This is a genomic window from Paenibacillus medicaginis, from assembly GCF_042138635.1.
GTDB classification, from domain to species: domain Bacteria; phylum Bacillota; class Bacilli; order Paenibacillales; family Paenibacillaceae; genus Paenibacillus; species Paenibacillus medicaginis.
This window is the reverse complement of sequence record NZ_JBHIRY010000023.1, coordinates 49,508-66,706: the sequence shown is the minus strand read 5'-3', so window position 1 is coordinate 66,706 and position 17,199 is coordinate 49,508. Positions and strand designations below refer to the sequence as shown.

Genomic DNA, 17,199 nt, shown 5'->3' with positions numbered 1-17,199 from the left:
TTGCCGTTACTTGTGATACGGTTCCCCCCGATTGATCTTCACCGCCCGGTAAATCTGCTCCACCAGCACAAGCCGCATTAGCTGATGCGGGAGCGTCATGCGCCCGAAGCTCAGCTTCTGCTGGGCGCGCCTTTGGACAGCGTCGGAGAGGCCGTTGCTGCCGCCGATGACGAACACGACGTGGCTCGTGCCGTAGGTGGCGAGCTTGTCCAGCTCGGCGGCCAGCTCCTCCGAGCTCCACAGTTTGCCGTCGATGGCGAGCGCGATCACGTGCGCCTCGTTCTTGATCAGCGCGAGCAGCCGCTCGCCCTCGCGCTCTTTCACCTGCCGGACCTCCGCCTCGCTCATATTTTCCGGCGCTTTCTCGTCCGGCACCTCCAGGACCTCGAATTTCATATAAGGGCCGAGCCGCTTGGCATACTCTGCAATGCCCTGCACCAGGTATTTTTCCTTCAATTTGCCGACCCCAATAATTTGTATGAACACGGCTGCCACCCCTTTCTTTTAACACATACTTGTTCTAACCCGCAGGATTTACCTTCAACGATCATTCTATGTAAAAAGGCCGCCTATACCGCATGATAAGCACCATGGATTCCGCCTTCCAGGAGTCGGTCGCTTGATCAGTTCTGACGTCTTTCCCTGTTCTTCTCTCAGCTTAGCCCCATACGAGCCATTTTGACAATGACGAATGCCAAAAAGAGCGCGCCAGACGCTCTCCCGCCGGTCACGCTCTCCTGCTCGGATCATTTCATGTACTCAAATCATATCCGGTTATACAATCAGAAACTCGGCATGCTGATCACACTGCGAGCATTTGACCGGCGGGTCCCAATCGGAGAATTCCGTCTCCTTCAAGTCCACCACATCCGGTGCGTCCTCAAATTCATCGACAAACAGATCGATCGCCAGTTCCACATGTTCTTTACATACGACGTACATTCAATAGCATCCCTTTCCGTTATACCTGTGAAGCGAGCGGCTTGATGCATAGATCTCCTGTTCTGGTATCTATCATTCTAGCCACTTCTCTGTTCTACCACACCTCACACGGAAAGAAAAGACCTGTCCCCCATTTGGTTATCTCTGTTTGGAGCATTGATACTGATCAGTTGCATAAAGGAGCCTGCCTGAAGCTGACTGAGAAAAAGGGGGTTCTGATCTCCTTTGAAGAGGTAGAGCTGGAGGACATTCCTGAGGAGATCCGCATTCATCTGGAAGAATCCTGAGGGGAAATGCCAAAACCTGTCCGATATTTAAATAGTCTGTGTCTGAACAGAAATAACGTCTTCCGCGTACCTGCTCTTCTAAACAGCGCCTTCCCAAGAGGGTACGATCTGCTTGCCGTCGAAGGCCATGTCATCTTCCATCAGCTCCGATTGTACAATGCATGACAGTATGCTTTGATATTCCTTGATCTGGCTGGGCGAAGCATAGCCGCGGAACATCTCGAACAAAGCTATACACCTTTTAAAACCACTCATATCCTTCAGATGGATATACTTGTCCAATGCATGCAGCGTACAGGCCAAGCCCTTCCTGTAATCCTGATTTCTCAGACGATAAATGATGAGAAGGTACATAAATCTGGTATAGCGAGAGAAAATGAGAGGGTCGGCTTCCATGGTGTCGGGGTTAAATTCTTCGATGAGTGCGTCGACTTCATCATTTAGATCAAAATCATGAAGCAGTGCTGCCTCCAAAATATTGACCAGACCGGGTGCCATTTCTTGAGGATGATCTATTAAGAATTGAACATATTTTGGGAGCGCTTCCACTTTGCCTTCTAATAAATCAAGTCCAAAGCTGTTGGCCTTGGCGAGAAAATTCAGACGTTGAATCTCTTTGATTCCATCGTCATCCAAATTCTGAAACCAGCCCAGATCCGAGTACTGACGGATACAGCGCCTTTCCTCCGCATAATTTTTCAGCTTTCTGAACGCAATTCCTTTCATGAGCAAACTGAACCCATAGTAATACACCAGCGGGCGTTCTGTATGTACGGGCTGCTCATACATGCCACGAGCCGTCACATGCAGATGATCTGCAATATCGATCAGCTCAGGCCAATTTCCAAGTGAATAGGCCATTCGCAAAAGCTTGACGAGCCCGTCCAAATCGCGGTAGTTTCTTAAATCAATTTCCGACATTTTGGCAATCACCCTCCTTCGTTATTTTCCATCCCATCCAAAGGTATAATAGTCTGATTTACTCGTCAATAGCCGCATTTTAGCGAATTTCCCCATAATTTGCTGATTGCTTGATTTCCAATGCTGGCGAGCAGCAGGGAACCTTTTTTTCTTGATTTATCCGATCACCCAGGCTGCACTTACTGCACAAGGAAACCGCAAGAAACACCAGCTGCTTGCGATTTCCGGGACATATCGAGCAAGGCAACTATTCCATCAGTTGATCGGGTACGGTCCCGGAATTCGCTCAACCCTTTCAGGCGTATCAGGGCATGGATCCAGAGGCCTTAAGCTGCTGAATGAATTGCAATACTTCCTCATAATAGGGCTCTTCCCTGAAATGTTCCGTAAAAAGCTCTTCGAACCCGCTGAGATCCGTGGGAGATTGCTTTAGAACAAGGTCGCGGTACCAAGGCAAAATATATTTAAATAAAGAGTGCTTCTTCTCAGCACTGACATCCTCCTCCGTCAGTCCTTTGCCAATAAAGTAGTGAAGAATTTTCTGATAGCCCCTAAAAACAACTTCGCCAAAATTATATCCGGAAGGCGGGTTATTCGCATATCGAAACAGGCCGCGGTGAATAACACAGAACAAAGGGTTTTTTTGAAGAATAGCGTACTGGATATACATCTGATTAAAAGAAGTATTAATAAAAAGATCCGGTTCTTCGATTCGCCCCAGATCCGTCCGGCGCAATATGGTGCCTGAAATAAAAGTGGACATAATCGTAGAAGCCCTTAAAAAGGCTGACGCTCCTTCACCGTTGAAGACCTTGCCGTCGTGGTTGTGCACATGGATATGAATCACACCGCAATCCTGATGCTGCTGTATGGTATAGATTAAAGGCATGAGTGTGCCTTCTACAAAAAAGTCATCGTCTCCCTGGAGCTTGATGAAAGTCCCTTTAGCCATGTTCATAATTTTGAAAATATTGCGGTCTGCCCCTATATTTTCGTCATTGCGGTAATAGGTAATGTAAGGATACAAAGCGCTGAATTTTGCTGCAACTTCCGCCGTACTGTCGGTTGAAGCATTATCGGAGATCAATACTTCTACGGGTACATAGCAACTATCCAATTGACTTACAATCGATTGCAGACATGCTTCCAGGTTGGCTGACCGATTATAAGTAGGAATGCAAATGGAAAGGAAGGGCCCGTCAAACCGTTCTTTCAGCATCTGTTCTCGTTCAGTTGCCGACCGGGGAGACAGCCACTCCGTCGTTTTATAATTGAAAACTTTAATAATCTCGGCCGGATTTCCTGCGGCGATGCAGTGATCCGGAATCGGCTGCTCAACCACGCTTCCGGACCGAATAATAGCTCCGCGGCCAATTCGCAGGTTACCGTGAATCACGCAGTTATCTTCGATAATGGCTCCTTCACCAATCGACAATGCGCCATGATGGTCATTTATGCCTTGGGCTAAAATCGCTTTGCCTATCTCTTGATATTCGTGATCTGTATCGGAAATGCTAACCTGCCGGCCAATTCGTACACCAGACTCAAGCTCAACGCTGTTCAAGGCTGAAATCGTCATATTCTCCCCACAGATGCAGCCGTCCCCGATGCGAATAACAGGGGTCCTTCCTCTTCCTTTTGATATGACGCTAAACCAATGACCTGATCGAATGTGGACATATGAACCAATTGAGACCTCATCCGGGTGAAATATGAAGTGTCCTGCTTCCAAAACCGTTTCTTCGCCACAGTGATAAAGAGCGCTTGAGGCTACGGGATTCATAAAATTCATTGGAGTACTCCTTTCAGTTAATCGGATTTCGCGGACTTCATCCCCAATTGGCACGTATCTCTGCCATTAATTTCAACCCATCCTGATAATAAGGTTCTTCCCGGTAATGTTCGGTATAAATTTCTTCAAAGCCGTTCGTATCCGCAACCGCTTTAGTCTCCAATATGACTTTGAACCAGGGGAGAGCATAGGTCATTAAAACCAGATACTTTTGGGTGCTGAATTCCTCCAATGAAATACCGCGTCCCACAAAATGCTCAAGAATCGAAGGGAAACTGCTGAACACAATCTCACCAAAATTATAGTCATCCGAGGATAACCCGGCATAGGTGAAGAGGCTCCGGTTCCAAATACAATAATTAGGGTTCCTTTCCAGAATGGCGTATTGCAGATACAGTTGATTAAAGCAGGAAGACATGAATAGATCGGCAGGCTCCTCAAGAGCTTCCAAATCGGCCCGGCGCAGAAATATTGAAGAGATGAAGGTTCCATAAATGGATGTGGCGGAAACAAAGTTTGATAAACCGTGGCCTTTATGGACTACACGGTCATCCCCTCGGACATTTACATAGATAACCCCGCAATCCTGATGGTTATAAACGAGATTGAGCAACGGTAAAATGGTATCTTCCACAAAAAAATCATCATCGCCCTGCAGCTTGATAAACGTACCGTTTCCCTGATTCATTACTTTGAAAATATTAAGATCGGCACCGGTATTGCTGCTGTTGCGCGTAAAGCTGAAATTTTCGTATTCCTCGGCAAGTCGGCTTAGCAAAACAGGTGTGCGGTCGGTTGAAGCATTATCGGATACGATGATCTCAATCAGTTCATTTCCCCGGACTTGGGATAAAATACAGTTCAGGCAATGTTCCAGATAATCGGCCCTGTTATACGTGGGAATACAGATCGACAGCAGCGGCTGCTTCCGTCTCTCATCAAGCAAACAGCGGGCTTCGCCGGCAGATGAAACCTTGACCCAACGGTTCAAGGAAGGCATGTATAAACTCACAATTTCCGCAGGTACTCCTGCGACGACGGCATAATCGGGTACGTCCCCAGTAACGATGCTTCCCGCTTTTACCACACTGCCAAAACCTACACGAAGCGGCCCTTGAATGATGCTGTTTGCCCCGATCCAGCAGCCTTCCTCCAAAAGAACCCCTTCTTTGTATCTGGAAATCGGACTGCGTTCAATGTCACCATGGTCGGTCATGGTGACATGTGAATCAATTAATACATTTTTTCGCAAGGTTAGATTGTAATCGATATCGGTGCTCAAACCCATGTTGATCTGGCAGCCGTCACCAATGCTAATTTTGGCTGCACTGCCCTCTTCCTCGCCAAACAGCCTGTTTCGTGTCTGAATCCTGTAGGGGGCACGAATAAATACGTCATTCCCGATGCTGACCTGTTCCGGATGGGTAAAGATCCCGTCCTTTTGTATGAAGGTATTGCTGCCGAATTTTATAAATCTGCTCGCAAGCTCCACAGGGATATAAGTACTCATAATTTGACTCCTGTTCAGAAGATTTTGCTTTACTGTATTCGGAATCCCGGAAAAATGAATGTAGGGAACTTTAATTTTATGATGAAAACACGATTTTCCATATATCTCTCAACTCTTTGACTTTCCAATAAGTGAACGAATCAGGTATACGGATCATTCCAAGCACAGTTGAGACTGTTAAGTCTCCTTGATCCTCTGGACAAAAATACGGGAAGCAAAGAAGACCGGGGCTAGTCTTGCCCTTGCCCGATCCTCTTTGCTTCCCGTTATTATTTATTTCGGCTATGTAGCCAACTTCGGCAACTCCACGGATATATCAGCCTTATTCGTCAGCCTTATTCATCAGGCTTATCCGTCAGGGTCACCGTCACCTTTTCGGCCTTGCCCAGACGGTAATAGGTGACTTCTATCTTATCGCCGATCTCCTTGTGATCATACAGATAGCGCCGTAGCTCCAGTGTAGATTTAATCGGCATTCCGTCCAGAGCTGTAATCACATCATTCAGCTTCAGGCCGGCTTCCTCCGCAGGGCCGTGCGATTCCAGCACAATAACCCCTGACTTGACCTCATCCGGAAGCTTCAGCTCCTTGCGCTGCTCGTCATCAATCGGAGCGTATGGATTTTCCAGATCAATTGTGTATACGCCCAGGTAAGGGCGCTCCATTTCGCCATCGTCCATCAGATCATAGACCGTGGCCATCACTTCATTCGCCGGAATGGCAAAACCCAGTCCCTCCACACCGGTATCTGCAATTTTCATCGTATTTATGCCGATGACACGCCCGTTCAGATCGACCAGCGCTCCCCCGCTGTTGCCTTCGTTAATAGCGGCATCCGTCTGAATGACACTCTGCTCCCAGTCATATACACCATCCTGATTAATGGACACCGGGATGATCCGGTTCGTATAGCTGATAATTCCGGAAGTAAGCGTATCACCGAGTCCGAGCGGATTGCCGATGGCAATCACCGTTTCACCGAGACGCAGACGGCTGGAATCGCCAATCTCGGCAACCGTATCCATGTTCTTATCATTAACAGCCAGAACCGCGATATCCGTTATGCGGTCCTTGCCGATCAGTTCCGCTTTCTTGCTCTCCCCGTCTACCGTCACCACTTCAAGGTCCTCGGCACCCTCCACCACATGATTGTTGGTCATGATGTAAGCCTTGCCCCCGGCAATGCGGAAGATTACACCTGAGCCAAGCGCCGAATCGGCCAGCGCTGCTCCCTGCCCGTCCCGGTAATTTACAATGCTTACGACCGCAGGACGCACCTTGGCAGCCGCCTGTATAATACGCTCATACGGGTCTGCGGAGAAGGACAGCGACTTATAACCATTGGCGCCGGTGAATGCCGTGGTGCCCGGCAGACCTGTAATAAAACCGAACAGCAGCACAGCCACAATCGCGCCGATCGCACCGCTGACAGCCGCGGTCTGCAGCATCGACGGCCGTCGCAAGCGTCTTGTTCTCCCAGGCCAGCGGGCCTTGTTATGACGGGGTCCGGAGACGGGATTCTTCGAGCTGCGTCCCGACACTTTAGCCGAGTAAAAGTCGTCATCAAACAAGCCCATGCTGATCCTCTCCCCTTCTTGACACATACCGGTTACTTATTTATCACTACAAACTTCCCTTGCCAAATGAAACTGTGAACATTTCATAGTTTCTGCTCGTTTGCCGCAGCACAAGCCAGCATTTCCAGCATACACGCTGGCGGACGAACCGGATAGAGGCAAAAAGAGGAATGATCTTCACCAAACCTGACTACAATAGTAAAGAGACTAGTAGACATGCACTACCGCTTTGGCGGGCATTCATCAGGCTGTTTGTGCAGCTTCCAAATCTTTGTATTTGGTAATTGTATTGTATCATATGCCACTTTAAAAAACAGAGGCGTTTTAAGTGGACAAGTTCATTTTTTTGAAAGGAGAAATGCATGATGGAACGCTATCGTACAACTATGGAGGAAGTGGGGATCGTCGCCAAGCTGGCGGACTTGAAGGAAGAACATTACCGCAACACACTTGCGCTCAGCACGCTGATTGAACTGCTCGTGGAAAAGGGACTCTTGACCCGTGAAGAAGTGGAGCACAAAGCCGCCGAGATGGACAGCTTTATGGCTCACTCACCTTATCCCATGGCGTAGGCTTGTCGTAATACGTGTCGCACAGCCTGAATTCAGAGTCCTTATAAAAACAGCCGCGGTCTTCCATCGCTCCGCGCACCGTCAGTTTAGCCAGCTCCATCATATTATGATCCCGGCTCAAATGTGCGAGATACGTCCGCTTTGTATTTCCGTCAAGCAGCTCACTTAAGATCGCTCCCGCCATTTCGTTGGATAAATGGCCGATGTCGCTCAAAATTCTACGCTTGATATTCCACGGATAACGGCCCATGCGCAGCATTTCCACGTCATGGTTCGCCTCCAGGACCAGCACATCCGCTTTGGAAATCGCCTGCTTCACTTTGTCGCTGACATAGCCGAGATCGGTGGCGACGCTCAGCTTCTCCGGCCCGTCATAAAAATTGTAGCCCACCGGCTCGGCCGCATCATGGGAAATACCGAACGATTCCACCTGCAGGGAGCCGAGCTCCATGGTCGCCCCGGTCTCCATCATCATGCGATTCACTTCTTCTATAGCGCCGATGGACTTGGCCATCGCCGCCCAGGTTTTCTCGTTGGCATAGATCGGGAGGTTGTATTTGCGTGCAATCGCCCCCAGGCCTTTAATATGGTCAGAATGCTCGTGGGTAACGAGAATGCCGTCCAGATCCGCTCCGCTCAGATCACGCTCCTGCAGCAGCTCTTCAATGCGCTTTGCGCTGAGCCCGGCGTCGATCATCAAAGTGGTGTCCTCATTGCGGACCACCGTCGCATTGCCTGTCGAACCGCTCGACAGGACGGTAAATGATATGCCCATTGCTTATAATTCCTCCGTTTGTTCCGTCTTCGGGCTGATGACATCACCGTTCATCTGTACGTAATACTCCTGTCCATCCTCCAGAATGAACCGCCATACCGCAACGGCCACCTGGTTGTCCGAGTTAAAATCACGCCCGTAATATCCCAGCCGGATATCCTTCACTATCGCTTCCATCGGCAAATAATTATCCACCAGTCTGCCCAGCGCCTTCGCCGCCGGCAGTGCCGTTTCCTTTTCCTCCGTCGTCGTGAGCTCTACCGGAATTTTGCGATATTCTGTAATTTTCTGATTACTGTAATACAACTCCAGATCCACCTTAAAAAGGGGCCATCTACCCTCCACAAGCGGATGCAGCACAAAAGCGCCGAAAGCATCATCCGAATCATATTCCGCCAGCGGATCGTAATCGTAGCTGGCGATATCCGGAATCTCGGAACGCAGCGCCTCCGTCAGCTCCGGCTGGCTGAAAATCAGCTTGCTGTCCACCGGCTTGGCCAGCTTTACCCTTTTCCCGTTCTCGCCTTCCACGTACGTATAGGACAGCTTCGGCAGCTCCGGTGTTCCGCCGGGAATGGGAGCCAGCACCTGAATGCCCTTCTCTTCCATCAGCCGCTGCGTATCTGCGTCAAGGGACGTGAAATCAAGCGACGGACCGGCTGTCTCGCGCATATCGCTCCACAGCTGGTAGCCCAACACCAGATTCAGCAGCAAAAAGGTGAAAATCAGCACATTTTTGGCGCGGCTCCAATCCATTCCTGTTCCTCCTTCATTCCTTCAATCACAGCACTTGCCTGCGCTGGCGATCAACTGCTGCTTTGTGCAGAAGCAGAGGACGCCTCCACCGTAAACTCGCCACCGTTGTCCAGCTTAACCCGCCATACCGGCACAAGCTCAATTCCCTGGTCGATCAGCTTCGGCACATAAGCCGGGCTGATGCCGGTAACGGCTTGGCCCTCCGCCTGCTTGGCTAACTGCTGCTTGAGCTTCTCTCCCCCGGGCAGCATCACCTTTTTGGCAGAGTCCTCTCCGCCCTTCAGATACAGCAGTGAGCGCTCGTAGACAGACGCCGTTTCCTGCTGCATCTCCAGCTGAATGGTCCCGAAGCGAAAGGAGGGCTTGTCCATCATCGGGAAGGACTTGTAATACTGCTGAAATGACACCTTGGTCCCGTAATCCAGGCTGCTCTGCATCGCCAACCGGTAGCGGCCGTCCCAGCCACCATGCTGGTTGACAAATTCCACACCTGCAAGCAGATCACGGACGGTGTCGTTTTCCTCCGAGGAAGGGGCGGCCGGGTCCGTATAGCTCATCCAGCGCTGCTCCTGCTTCACCTGAAGACTGCGCTTGCTGTCCGTATAAATTTCCGATCCATCCTTCTCCTGAATATTACGCGTAATGCTCGGGTCGAAAAACAGGTTGCGCTGCATCTGCTCAATGGTGAACAATCCCGACAGCACGACAGGCTGCTCAACCTCCAGATCCTCCTGAGGGATGTAATATTGACCGTCTACCATTTCATATGGCGGTGAGCTGATACCAAAGGCTACATGCTGCTGCACATCCTCAACCGTCAAATCCGCCTGGGTCGCTTCATATACGACATCTCCGCGGGTGCTGAAGAACAGCGCGTGCGTCTTCGACGCCTGACTGTCCGTATAGATCCATATCCGGTTGATCGTTTCCGCGCGAAAGACAGGGTCCGGTGTGATCCGCATCAGCCGCTCCAGCAGCGTAACCGGCACACCCCCGCTGAAGGAAAGCTCAATCCCCTTGTTCTTCTCGCGGATTGTGTTCCAGTCTGCAGACTGGATGCTCCGTCTTTGATAGCTTTCAAAGATCCGCCCTTCCAGACGCGAAAGAATCAGATCATAGAAGGTGGTTCCCGGATAAAACACCGTATGTTTGTTTTCCCCCATATGGATGATCATCCGGTCAGGGAATATCAGATCCTCAACACTCTGCTCCTGGCCCATATTCTCTGTCTGCACATAACTCGTCTCCGATGTAAGAAGCGTGCCACTTCCAGGCAGACGGTAGATCAGGAAATAGCTCTGCACCAGGCTTCCCAATACCAGAACGGTGAGCGCTGCCGACTTCAGGCGTTCTTTCACTGCGCTTCCCTCCCTTCACCCGGCAGCGGCAGTGTAAACGTCGCACGCGTACCTTTGCCGAACTCGGATTCCAGAGTGATTGTGCCGCCATGCGCTTTGACAATTTCCCGGGCAATCGACAAACCCAGCCCTGTTCCACCCATGTTTCGCGAACGGGCTTTGTCGACACGGTAAAAACGTTCGAAAATCCTGTCGAGATCCTTCTTCGGGATGCCAATGCCTGTGTCCTGCACGGATATCGCAAGCAATCCGCCACTGCGGCGGGCCTCGATCATAATGCTTCCGCCTTCCGGCGTATATTTGAGTCCGTTCGATACCAGATTATCCAGCACCTGGTCCACCTGGTCCCGATCCATCATAACGGCGCCGATGCCCTGTTCAATGATGACCCGGTCCGTGATCTGCTTTTCCTGCATTTGAAACGAGAAGCGGTCCGCCACGTCCTCCAGCAGTTCTTCAACATCCACTGGCTGGATACGAAGCGGAGCCTCATTGGAATCCAGTCTGGACAGGTGCAGCAGATCCGTAACGAGCCGGATCATCCGCTCAGTCTCGTTGCGGATGACGCCAACAAAGCGCTCGCCAAGCTGCGGCTCCTGCATAGCGCCCTCGTCCAGCGCCTCCGCGTAGCTCCGGATTGTCGTCAGCGGTGTCCGCAGTTCGTGCGACACGTTCGCCACGAACTCGCGCCGCGTGTGTTCCATCTCTTCCTGCTCGGTCACATCCTGCAGTACGGCTATGGTGCCAGTAATGCCGATCTCGCGGCGGTGAATCGGCGTGAACGTGACCCGGATAACGATCGGCTCGGATTGGTCCTGCGGCTCCAACTGCAGCAATGCGGATGCGGGCACGCCTGTAATCAGGGCATCCGCTTCCTCCGGATCGAGACCGAGCAGCAGCGCGATATGCCTGCCGGCAATCTCGTTGTTGTTCACCCCGAGCATGGAGCTGGCGCGCAGGTTGACGAGAATGACCCGCCCGTTCTCGTCTGTTGCGATGACACCATCGCTCATGTTCGACAGAATGGAAGACAGCTTCTCCTTCTCTTCCTCGTTCTGGGCGAGCGCATCGCGCAGTCTGCTGGTCATATAATTGAAGGCACTGCTCAGCTGTCCGATCTCGTCGCTGCCGAACACGGGCATCTTCTGAGCGAAATTGCCCTCCGCCACGGCTGTCGCGTGCTTCGTCATCAGCCTGATCGGATGGGTGATTGTATGAGCGAGCACGACCCCCAGTACGGCGGTCAGTCCGAGCGCGATCAGCATCCCGGACAGAAACACGTTGTTGATCCGCTGCATCGTGTCATACAGCTCAGCCATGGAGGCAGCAATGTAGACGGCACCGACAATTTTGCCGTCGCTGATGACCGGTTTGGCCACGACCTTTTTGCGCACATTGTCCTCGTCGATCATATATTCCTCATTATCGCGGATGCCCTGCAGCGCACGGCTAACCACGGTTTGCGTGTTTTTGCGGCCGACATAATCGGCATGCGAGCCCTGGGAGGTGATCAGCACCTTGCCGCTCGCGTCCAGCACCTGAATCTCGGCACCGCTGAAATCAAACAGATTGTTCACGCGCGCGCGCAGGCTCTCCACACTGTCTTCCACACTCTTGCCGCCGCTTCCGCCCAGATCCTGCTCCGCAAGCACGGCCAGCATTTCAGCCCGGGCCTGCAAATCCTGTGTGAAATTGCTTGTCAGCGAGTTCTTCATGGAACTGACGAAATACACGCCGATCAATTGCATAGCCACCAGGATGAGCAGCACATAAATAATGATCAGCTTCGCCTGGATCGTGCGGAAGAACTCCATCCACTTCATCCGAAGCTGCCACCTTTGCCATTATGGATCAAATAGCCAAGCCCGCGCCGGGTCAAGATGGTCTCCGGCTTGCTCGGATTCTCCTCAATCTTCTCGCGCAGCCGCCGGATGGTGACATCCACCGTCCGCACGTCGCCATAATATTCAAAGCCCCACACCGCCTGCAGCAAATGCTCGCGTGTCATCACCTTGCCCGCATTCTTCGCCATATAGTGCAGCAGCTCATATTCACGGTGCGTCAGATCCAGCAGTGCTCCATTTTTATAAGCGGTGTACATATCCGTATCAAAATAAAGCTCTCCGACGCGCAGCACCTGCCGCTTATCCTCAGCCGGCTTGGATTCTGCAGCTGCAGCGCCGCGCTGACGGCGCATCTGGGCCTTCACCCGCGCCAGCAGCTCGCGCGTGCTGAAAGGCTTCGTCACATAATCGTCTGCCCCCAGCTCCAGACCAAGCACCTTGTCGATCTCCCCGTCCTTGGCGGTAAGCATAATGATAGGGGTCTGCAGATGATGTCCCCGCACCTCGCGGCACACATCCATACCGTCCATGCCCGGCAGCATCAAATCCAGCAGAATCAGATCCGGCTGCTGCTTGACAGCGATATCAACCGCACTGATTCCGTCAAAGGCGCAAATGACCTGGTAGCCTTCCTTTTCCAGATTGAATTTCAAAATATCGGCGATAGGCTGTTCGTCATCCACCACCAGAATCGTTCCCTGCATGCCGTATCTCACCTCGATCGATCAATGATATGAAGCTGATGGAGCTATTTTGGCATTTTGTATTTTTTCGTTTATTGCAAATATTTATTTTATATCCGACCTTCATTTTAGCATAGCGGACCTGTCGTTACATCCTTCGCAGCCATGTTGTCTGCCAAAAAACACCCTTACCGCGCAGAAAACAGCAAAAAAACATGCCCGGCAACCCCGAAGATACAAAAAAGCGTCCGAATGGAGACAGGCTCCATCCGAACGCTGGAACAGAATAGAAGTGGCCGCCGCCGATCGCCACGGCAAGATGCACTTCTCTATTTCGTCTCATGGGTAAAGGAAAACTGTTCCCGCGCCATCATCACTTCAACCAGCAGCGTAGCCCCCAGGTTGAAGCCATGATAAAAGGCAGCTTCAGCCTGCATCCCGCTGGACTGGTTGTTTAGGTCGAATAAGTCCTCCAGCTCCCGGAACGCTTCCTCACCTAGTCGCTTTTTCCACTGCTCCGTGAGCGATGCAATGTTTCGGTTCAACGCCCGGTACTCGGGATGCGCAGGCATGATTTCCTCATCCGGCAGTAATCTCCCCCGGTATAGAGCTTCCAAAATAGAACCCATTATTCATCCTCCTTTGTGGATTGGACAGTATAGGCAACCACGCCGTTACAATTTGTGGGACCCCTATAGAAAGCATACACTAATCGTTAGCCAAAACTAAAGGACCCTATAAGTTCAATTTATGTTTTTTGAACTTTTAAGGCTCTCCAAGTACCTCCCGCCGTTGGTCTACACTTTTAATAGGGGGACGTCCAGCTGAAATCGGAGAACAAAACCTCCAATTGCGGACGCTTGAAAAAATTGCGGAAGCCCTACATACCGAAGTGACCGTTACGTTTGGATCAAAGCAAGCTGCGGCTGAAATCGAGGAAAAATGGTTAGAAGAAATCGCTCAGTTGCTACGCGGCCGAACCGTACAAGAGCAGGAGCGCGCGTACCGCGTGTTGCGCGAGCTGCTTATTTAAGAGGATAGGCAATTCGTCGACATGAAAAAACTCCCCTCACAGTAAGAAGCCGCTGCTTATCGTTATACGGTCAATGGACCTGGTGAACGAAAATATGTACCTGTTTATGATGGAACTGTATGCAATATTCCCGCTGAAGATCTTTACCCGAAGGAAATCATCGAAGGATTACATAGTTAAGATTAAAGAACCACTTATTGCGCGAAAAAAAGCGTGGAAAATGACTGTGGAAGATAAATGGAAAGGTTGAAAGCCATATGACGCTGTTATGGCCCAAGGTTCGCAATGATCTTGAAGAGATGCTTGCAGAGTATTTGGGTGTTGATATATTAAAGTTGGATAGAAATTGGTAGGCTATAAGTACCAGAAAGACCGCTGAACTCTACAGCGGTCTTTTAGTGTTTACTTATAACCCAAGATCTTTTTCTTTATGTTTGAACTCAGGTCTACCCCCTTGATTAGTAGCTGGAGCATAAGTATATTGTTCGATGCGCCCCATATCCTTCTTATAGAAGTATCTCGCATTCAACTCATCTTTAAAAACTACACTAGTACTTACAATAGGAGTTTTACTAATCACGGTTTGAATTTCAATTATGTCATCTTCTTTGTAACCTTTTTGTTCAATTAAATAAGATTTTACTTCATCGGTAGTCTTGTTTTTAAATATCTCTATACCTATATATCCTGTCAATAAAAATGAGGCTATAATAATTAATACGACAATACCCCAAATCTTAACTTTCAAATAAATCACCACCTAAAGGTTGTTTTCCAATAACTGTTTACAACTAGTAATTAATAGTATATGATACATACATATTATACCATAGAAAGGAAGTAGATGTATGAAAAAGCTAGGTTTAAGTTTGTTTTTCGTGTTTGTTGCCTTATTCATGTTTGCTGGTATTTCAAGTGCAGATGCTAATCAACCTGTCTCGGAAGCTACTTATTCACCTGAAAATGATGTCCTCGTCCCATTTGCTGAACCTGGCCCCAAATATCCTAGTATCAACGTGTATATGCGTCCGGGAGACATCATTTATAACCCAAAGAGTATATCAACATTTTTTGCCGGCCATGTCGCAATAGTAGGCCCTGATTATAAGCTTCGGCATTCGCATCCATATGGGCCGGGAATATCAGAAACACTTGAAAGTTACATAAGTCGCTTCTCATCAGGAGATCAGTTTACCGTTTTACGCCCACGTGGCGGCATTGGAGCAGCAGCAGCACAGTGGTCACTAAATAACATTAATAAAGTAAAAGCATATAATTTCGCGCCCGGAATGGCTGATATAGCAAATAACTATTGTTCAAAATTTGTATGGCAAGCTTATTGGTATGGTGAACATAAAGACGTAGCCTTTGGTAACAAATATAATAGTGTTGGACCACCAGCGGGGATTGTCTACGTTATACCACATTACATTCTTGATTCACCAGATATGGCTATTCAAGGAGTTTTTTATAAGTAATTAATGATATGGTCAAATGAAAAAAGCCACCCTAAAATAAGAGGCCACTGAAAAAGTCCCTAAAGACCAAAAAGAGACAACTTCTCATTTTTATGAGGAGGTTGTCTCTTTTTTTCGGTATAATCTGTATATCATATCGAAGGCTGGTGGTCCCGATGCTTCCAAAGCAACAAAATTTGGTCTTGAGTCCGTATATCGAACTTTACAATATACTCATTCCTAAAGATAACCTGCTGCGGAGAAAAACGAACTGGTGGATTTCACTTTTGTCTATGAGGAACTGAACGAAAGCTATTGCCACAACAACGGACGGACAGCGCAAGACCCCATCTGGATGTTTAAATATCTGCTGCTCAAAACCATCTTTGACTTGTCTGACGTGGATCTGGTGGAGCGCTCGAAAACCGATTTGGCTTTCAAGTTTTTTCTGGACTTGGCTCCGGAGGAAAGTGTCATCGATTCCAGTCTGCTGACCAAGTTCCGTAAGTTGCGGCTCAAAGACATGAAGCTGCTGGACCTGCTGATTGGAAAAACTGTGGAAATCGCCATCGAAAAAGGCATCATTCGCAGCAAATCGGTGATTGTGGACGCCACTCACACCAAAGCACGCTATATGCAAAAGACACCGCAAGAGGTATTGCAGGAGCGCTCCAAAAAGCTGAGAAAAGCGATGTACACGCTGGATGAATCCATGAAAAACAAATTTCCGTCCAAACCGGTTACGAAGGACATTCAAGATGAAATTCGCTATTGTGAGCAATTGGTTACCGTGATTGAAGAAGACGGGCGTTTTACCGAACTCCCTAAAGTGAAGGAACCGCTAAACTTGTTAAAAGAGACGATTGCCGATGATCTGGAGCATTTGCAGACTTCAGCCGATCCCGATGCCAGAGTAGGCCACAAAAGTGCGGACTCCTCCTTTTTCGGGTACAAAACTCATATGGCGATGAGCGATGAGCGAATCATTACCGCTGCGACGATTACGACGGGTGAGCAACCTGACGGCAAACAACTCCAAACGCTCATTGAAAAAAGCAAAGCGGCGGGGGTGGAAGTGGAGACGGTCATTGGGGATACGGCCTACTCGGAGAAAAACAATCTGGCGTACAGTGAGCAACATAAAATCGAACTCGTATCCAAATTAAATCCGTTAATTACTCAAGGCAACCGAAAGAAAGAAGACGAATTTGAGTTTAACAAGGATGCTGGAATGTATGTCTGCAAGGCTGGACATTTGGCGACACGCCGGGCTCGGCAAGGAAAAAAAGGGCAAGGGGCGAACCAGGTCGACACCTATTTTTTGATGTTGAGAAATGTAAACGTTGTCCGCTTCGGGAAGGGTGTTACAAAGAGGGGGCCAAAAGCAAGACGTATTCGGTCAGCCTAAAAAGCAATGAGCATCTGGCACAGGCTGTGTTTCAGGAAAGTGAAGCATTTAAAGCCAAGGCCAAAGAACGGTACAAAATTGAAGCCAAGAATAGTGAACTTAAACATAGACACGGGTATGATATTGCATCCTCCTCGGGTCTGGTTGGCATGGAAATCCAAGGAGCGATGGCCATATTTGCAGTGAACCTAAAACGAATATTGAAGCTGATGGAGGAGTAATCCTCCTCCTATCCCATGACAGCAAGCGAAAAGACGGCACTCATTCACGTATTTCTGAATGAA

17 protein-coding genes and 1 pseudogene are annotated in these 17,199 nt (G+C 49.4%); 5 read left to right on the top strand and 13 right to left on the bottom strand.

Annotation, left to right across the window (positions count from 1 at the left end):
• Positions 1–6 precede the first annotated feature (6 nt).
• Both rlmH and ACE5LO_RS20165 read right to left on the bottom strand, forming a co-directional pair.
• Positions 7–486 carry a 23S rRNA (pseudouridine(1915)-N(3))-methyltransferase RlmH gene (rlmH, locus tag ACE5LO_RS20170; RefSeq protein WP_375521791.1) on the bottom strand — a complete coding sequence of 160 codons (480 nt, stop codon included), beginning with the start codon at positions 484–486 and terminating at the stop codon, positions 7–9.
• A 288-nt stretch (positions 487–774) separates the two neighbouring features.
• The gene (locus ACE5LO_RS20165) at positions 775–942 is read right to left on the bottom strand and encodes a CxxH/CxxC protein (protein WP_305754029.1); all 168 of its coding nucleotides are present in this window, start codon (positions 940–942) and stop codon (positions 775–777) included.
• 41 nt (positions 943–983) lie between these two features.
• On the opposite strand from ACE5LO_RS20165, the gene ACE5LO_RS20160 reads away from it, so the two are divergent.
• The gene (locus ACE5LO_RS20160) at positions 984–1,229 is read left to right on the top strand and encodes a YxeA family protein (protein ID WP_375521790.1); all 246 of its coding nucleotides are present in this window, start codon (positions 984–986) and stop codon (positions 1,227–1,229) included.
• Positions 1,230–1,307: 78 nt separating this feature from the next.
• Here the strand turns inward: ACE5LO_RS20160 and ACE5LO_RS20155 are convergent, their stop codons facing one another.
• From ACE5LO_RS20155 to ACE5LO_RS20140, 4 genes are all read right to left on the bottom strand, one after another.
• Positions 1,308–2,150 carry a hypothetical protein gene (locus ACE5LO_RS20155; protein ID WP_375521789.1) on the bottom strand — a complete coding sequence of 281 codons (843 nt, stop codon included), beginning with the start codon at positions 2,148–2,150 and terminating at the stop codon, positions 1,308–1,310.
• Between the two features lie 304 nt (positions 2,151–2,454).
• The gene (locus ACE5LO_RS20150; protein ID WP_375521788.1) at positions 2,455–3,996 is read right to left on the bottom strand and encodes a glycosyltransferase; all 1,542 of its coding nucleotides are present in this window, start codon (positions 3,994–3,996) and stop codon (positions 2,455–2,457) included.
• Positions 3,980–5,452, bottom strand: coding sequence for a glycosyltransferase (locus ACE5LO_RS20145; protein ID WP_375521787.1), 1,473 nt, complete (start codon positions 5,450–5,452; stop codon positions 3,980–3,982). The genes ACE5LO_RS20150 and ACE5LO_RS20145 overlap by 17 nt, the downstream gene beginning before the upstream one ends.
• 335 nt (positions 5,453–5,787) lie before the next feature.
• The gene (locus ACE5LO_RS20140) at positions 5,788–7,029 is read right to left on the bottom strand and encodes a S1C family serine protease (protein ID WP_375521786.1); all 1,242 of its coding nucleotides are present in this window, start codon (positions 7,027–7,029) and stop codon (positions 5,788–5,790) included.
• A gap of 365 nt (positions 7,030–7,394) precedes the next feature.
• Between ACE5LO_RS20140 and ACE5LO_RS20135 the strand changes: the two genes are divergently transcribed.
• Positions 7,395–7,601, top strand: a complete 207-nt coding sequence (locus ACE5LO_RS20135; protein WP_375521815.1) for a hypothetical protein — start codon at positions 7,395–7,397, stop codon at positions 7,599–7,601.
• Here ACE5LO_RS20135 and ACE5LO_RS20130 read toward each other — a convergent pair.
• The 6 genes from ACE5LO_RS20130 to ACE5LO_RS20105 all read right to left on the bottom strand — a co-directional run bounded on the left by ACE5LO_RS20130 (position 7,570) and on the right by ACE5LO_RS20105 (position 13,646).
• Complete coding sequence (locus tag ACE5LO_RS20130) at positions 7,570–8,376, bottom strand: MBL fold metallo-hydrolase (RefSeq protein WP_375521785.1); 807 nt, start codon at positions 8,374–8,376, stop codon at positions 7,570–7,572. The genes ACE5LO_RS20135 and ACE5LO_RS20130 overlap by 32 nt on opposite strands.
• Before the next feature lie 3 nt (positions 8,377–8,379).
• Positions 8,380–9,132 (bottom strand): two-component system regulatory protein YycI, encoded by a 753-nt coding sequence (gene yycI, locus ACE5LO_RS20125; RefSeq protein ID WP_375521784.1) that lies wholly within the window; start codon positions 9,130–9,132, stop codon positions 8,380–8,382.
• Positions 9,133–9,182: 50 nt separating this feature from the next.
• Positions 9,183–10,490, bottom strand: a complete 1,308-nt coding sequence (locus ACE5LO_RS20120; protein ID WP_375521783.1) for a YycH family regulatory protein — start codon at positions 10,488–10,490, stop codon at positions 9,183–9,185.
• Positions 10,487–12,238: a cell wall metabolism sensor histidine kinase WalK gene (walK, locus tag ACE5LO_RS20115; RefSeq protein WP_375521814.1), complete on the bottom strand. Its 1,752-nt coding sequence runs from the start codon at positions 12,236–12,238 to the stop codon at positions 10,487–10,489. The genes ACE5LO_RS20120 and walK overlap by 4 nt, the downstream gene beginning before the upstream one ends.
• 71 nt (positions 12,239–12,309) lie before the next feature.
• Positions 12,310–13,038, bottom strand: coding sequence for a response regulator YycF (yycF, locus tag ACE5LO_RS20110; protein ID WP_375521782.1), 729 nt, complete (start codon positions 13,036–13,038; stop codon positions 12,310–12,312).
• A gap of 308 nt (positions 13,039–13,346) precedes the next feature.
• Positions 13,347–13,646: a DUF6809 family protein gene (locus ACE5LO_RS20105; RefSeq protein ID WP_375521781.1), complete on the bottom strand. Its 300-nt coding sequence runs from the start codon at positions 13,644–13,646 to the stop codon at positions 13,347–13,349.
• A gap of 221 nt (positions 13,647–13,867) precedes the next feature.
• Between ACE5LO_RS20105 and ACE5LO_RS20100 the strand changes: the two genes are divergently transcribed.
• Positions 13,868–14,050: a hypothetical protein gene (locus tag ACE5LO_RS20100; protein ID WP_375521780.1), complete on the top strand. Its 183-nt coding sequence runs from the start codon at positions 13,868–13,870 to the stop codon at positions 14,048–14,050.
• Positions 14,051–14,456: 406 nt separating this feature from the next.
• On the opposite strand, the gene ACE5LO_RS20095 is transcribed toward ACE5LO_RS20100, so the two are convergent.
• A complete protein-coding gene (locus ACE5LO_RS20095; RefSeq protein WP_375521779.1) occupies positions 14,457–14,798 on the bottom strand; it encodes a DUF3139 domain-containing protein in 342 nt (113 codons plus the stop codon).
• A gap of 100 nt (positions 14,799–14,898) precedes the next feature.
• On the opposite strand from ACE5LO_RS20095, the gene ACE5LO_RS20090 reads away from it, so the two are divergent.
• Together ACE5LO_RS20090 and ACE5LO_RS20085 are read left to right on the top strand one after the other, a co-directional pair.
• Positions 14,899–15,528 carry a hypothetical protein gene (locus ACE5LO_RS20090; RefSeq protein WP_375521778.1) on the top strand — a complete coding sequence of 210 codons (630 nt, stop codon included), beginning with the start codon at positions 14,899–14,901 and terminating at the stop codon, positions 15,526–15,528.
• Between the two features lie 155 nt (positions 15,529–15,683).
• Positions 15,684–17,136, top strand: a pseudogene (locus ACE5LO_RS20085) (IS1182 family transposase).
• Positions 17,137–17,199: the final 63 nt, after the last annotated feature.

Excerpts from the sequence above, each read along its gene's own strand:
- ACE5LO_RS20090 (WP_375521778.1), top strand. The coding sequence starts at position 14,899 with ATGAAAAAGCTAGGTTTAAGTTTGTTTTTCGTGTTTGTTGCCTTATTC.
- ACE5LO_RS20165 (WP_305754029.1), bottom strand. The coding sequence starts at position 942 with ATGTACGTCGTATGTAAAGAACATGTGGAACTGGCGATCGATCTGTTT.
- ACE5LO_RS20145 (WP_375521787.1), bottom strand. The coding sequence starts at position 5,452 with ATGAGTACTTATATCCCTGTGGAGCTTGCGAGCAGATTTATAAAATTC.
- ACE5LO_RS20135 (WP_375521815.1), top strand. The coding sequence starts at position 7,395 with ATGGAACGCTATCGTACAACTATGGAGGAAGTGGGGATCGTCGCCAAG.
- ACE5LO_RS20130 (WP_375521785.1), bottom strand. The coding sequence starts at position 8,376 with ATGGGCATATCATTTACCGTCCTGTCGAGCGGTTCGACAGGCAATGCG.
- ACE5LO_RS20155 (WP_375521789.1), bottom strand. The coding sequence starts at position 2,150 with ATGTCGGAAATTGATTTAAGAAACTACCGCGATTTGGACGGGCTCGTC.
- ACE5LO_RS20140 (WP_375521786.1), bottom strand. The coding sequence starts at position 7,029 with ATGGGCTTGTTTGATGACGACTTTTACTCGGCTAAAGTGTCGGGACGC.
- yycI (WP_375521784.1), bottom strand. The coding sequence starts at position 9,132 with ATGGATTGGAGCCGCGCCAAAAATGTGCTGATTTTCACCTTTTTGCTG.
- walK (WP_375521814.1), bottom strand. The coding sequence starts at position 12,238 with ATGCAATTGATCGGCGTGTATTTCGTCAGTTCCATGAAGAACTCGCTG.
- ACE5LO_RS20105 (WP_375521781.1), bottom strand. The coding sequence starts at position 13,646 with ATGGGTTCTATTTTGGAAGCTCTATACCGGGGGAGATTACTGCCGGAT.
- yycF (WP_375521782.1), bottom strand. The coding sequence starts at position 13,038 with ATGCAGGGAACGATTCTGGTGGTGGATGACGAACAGCCTATCGCCGAT.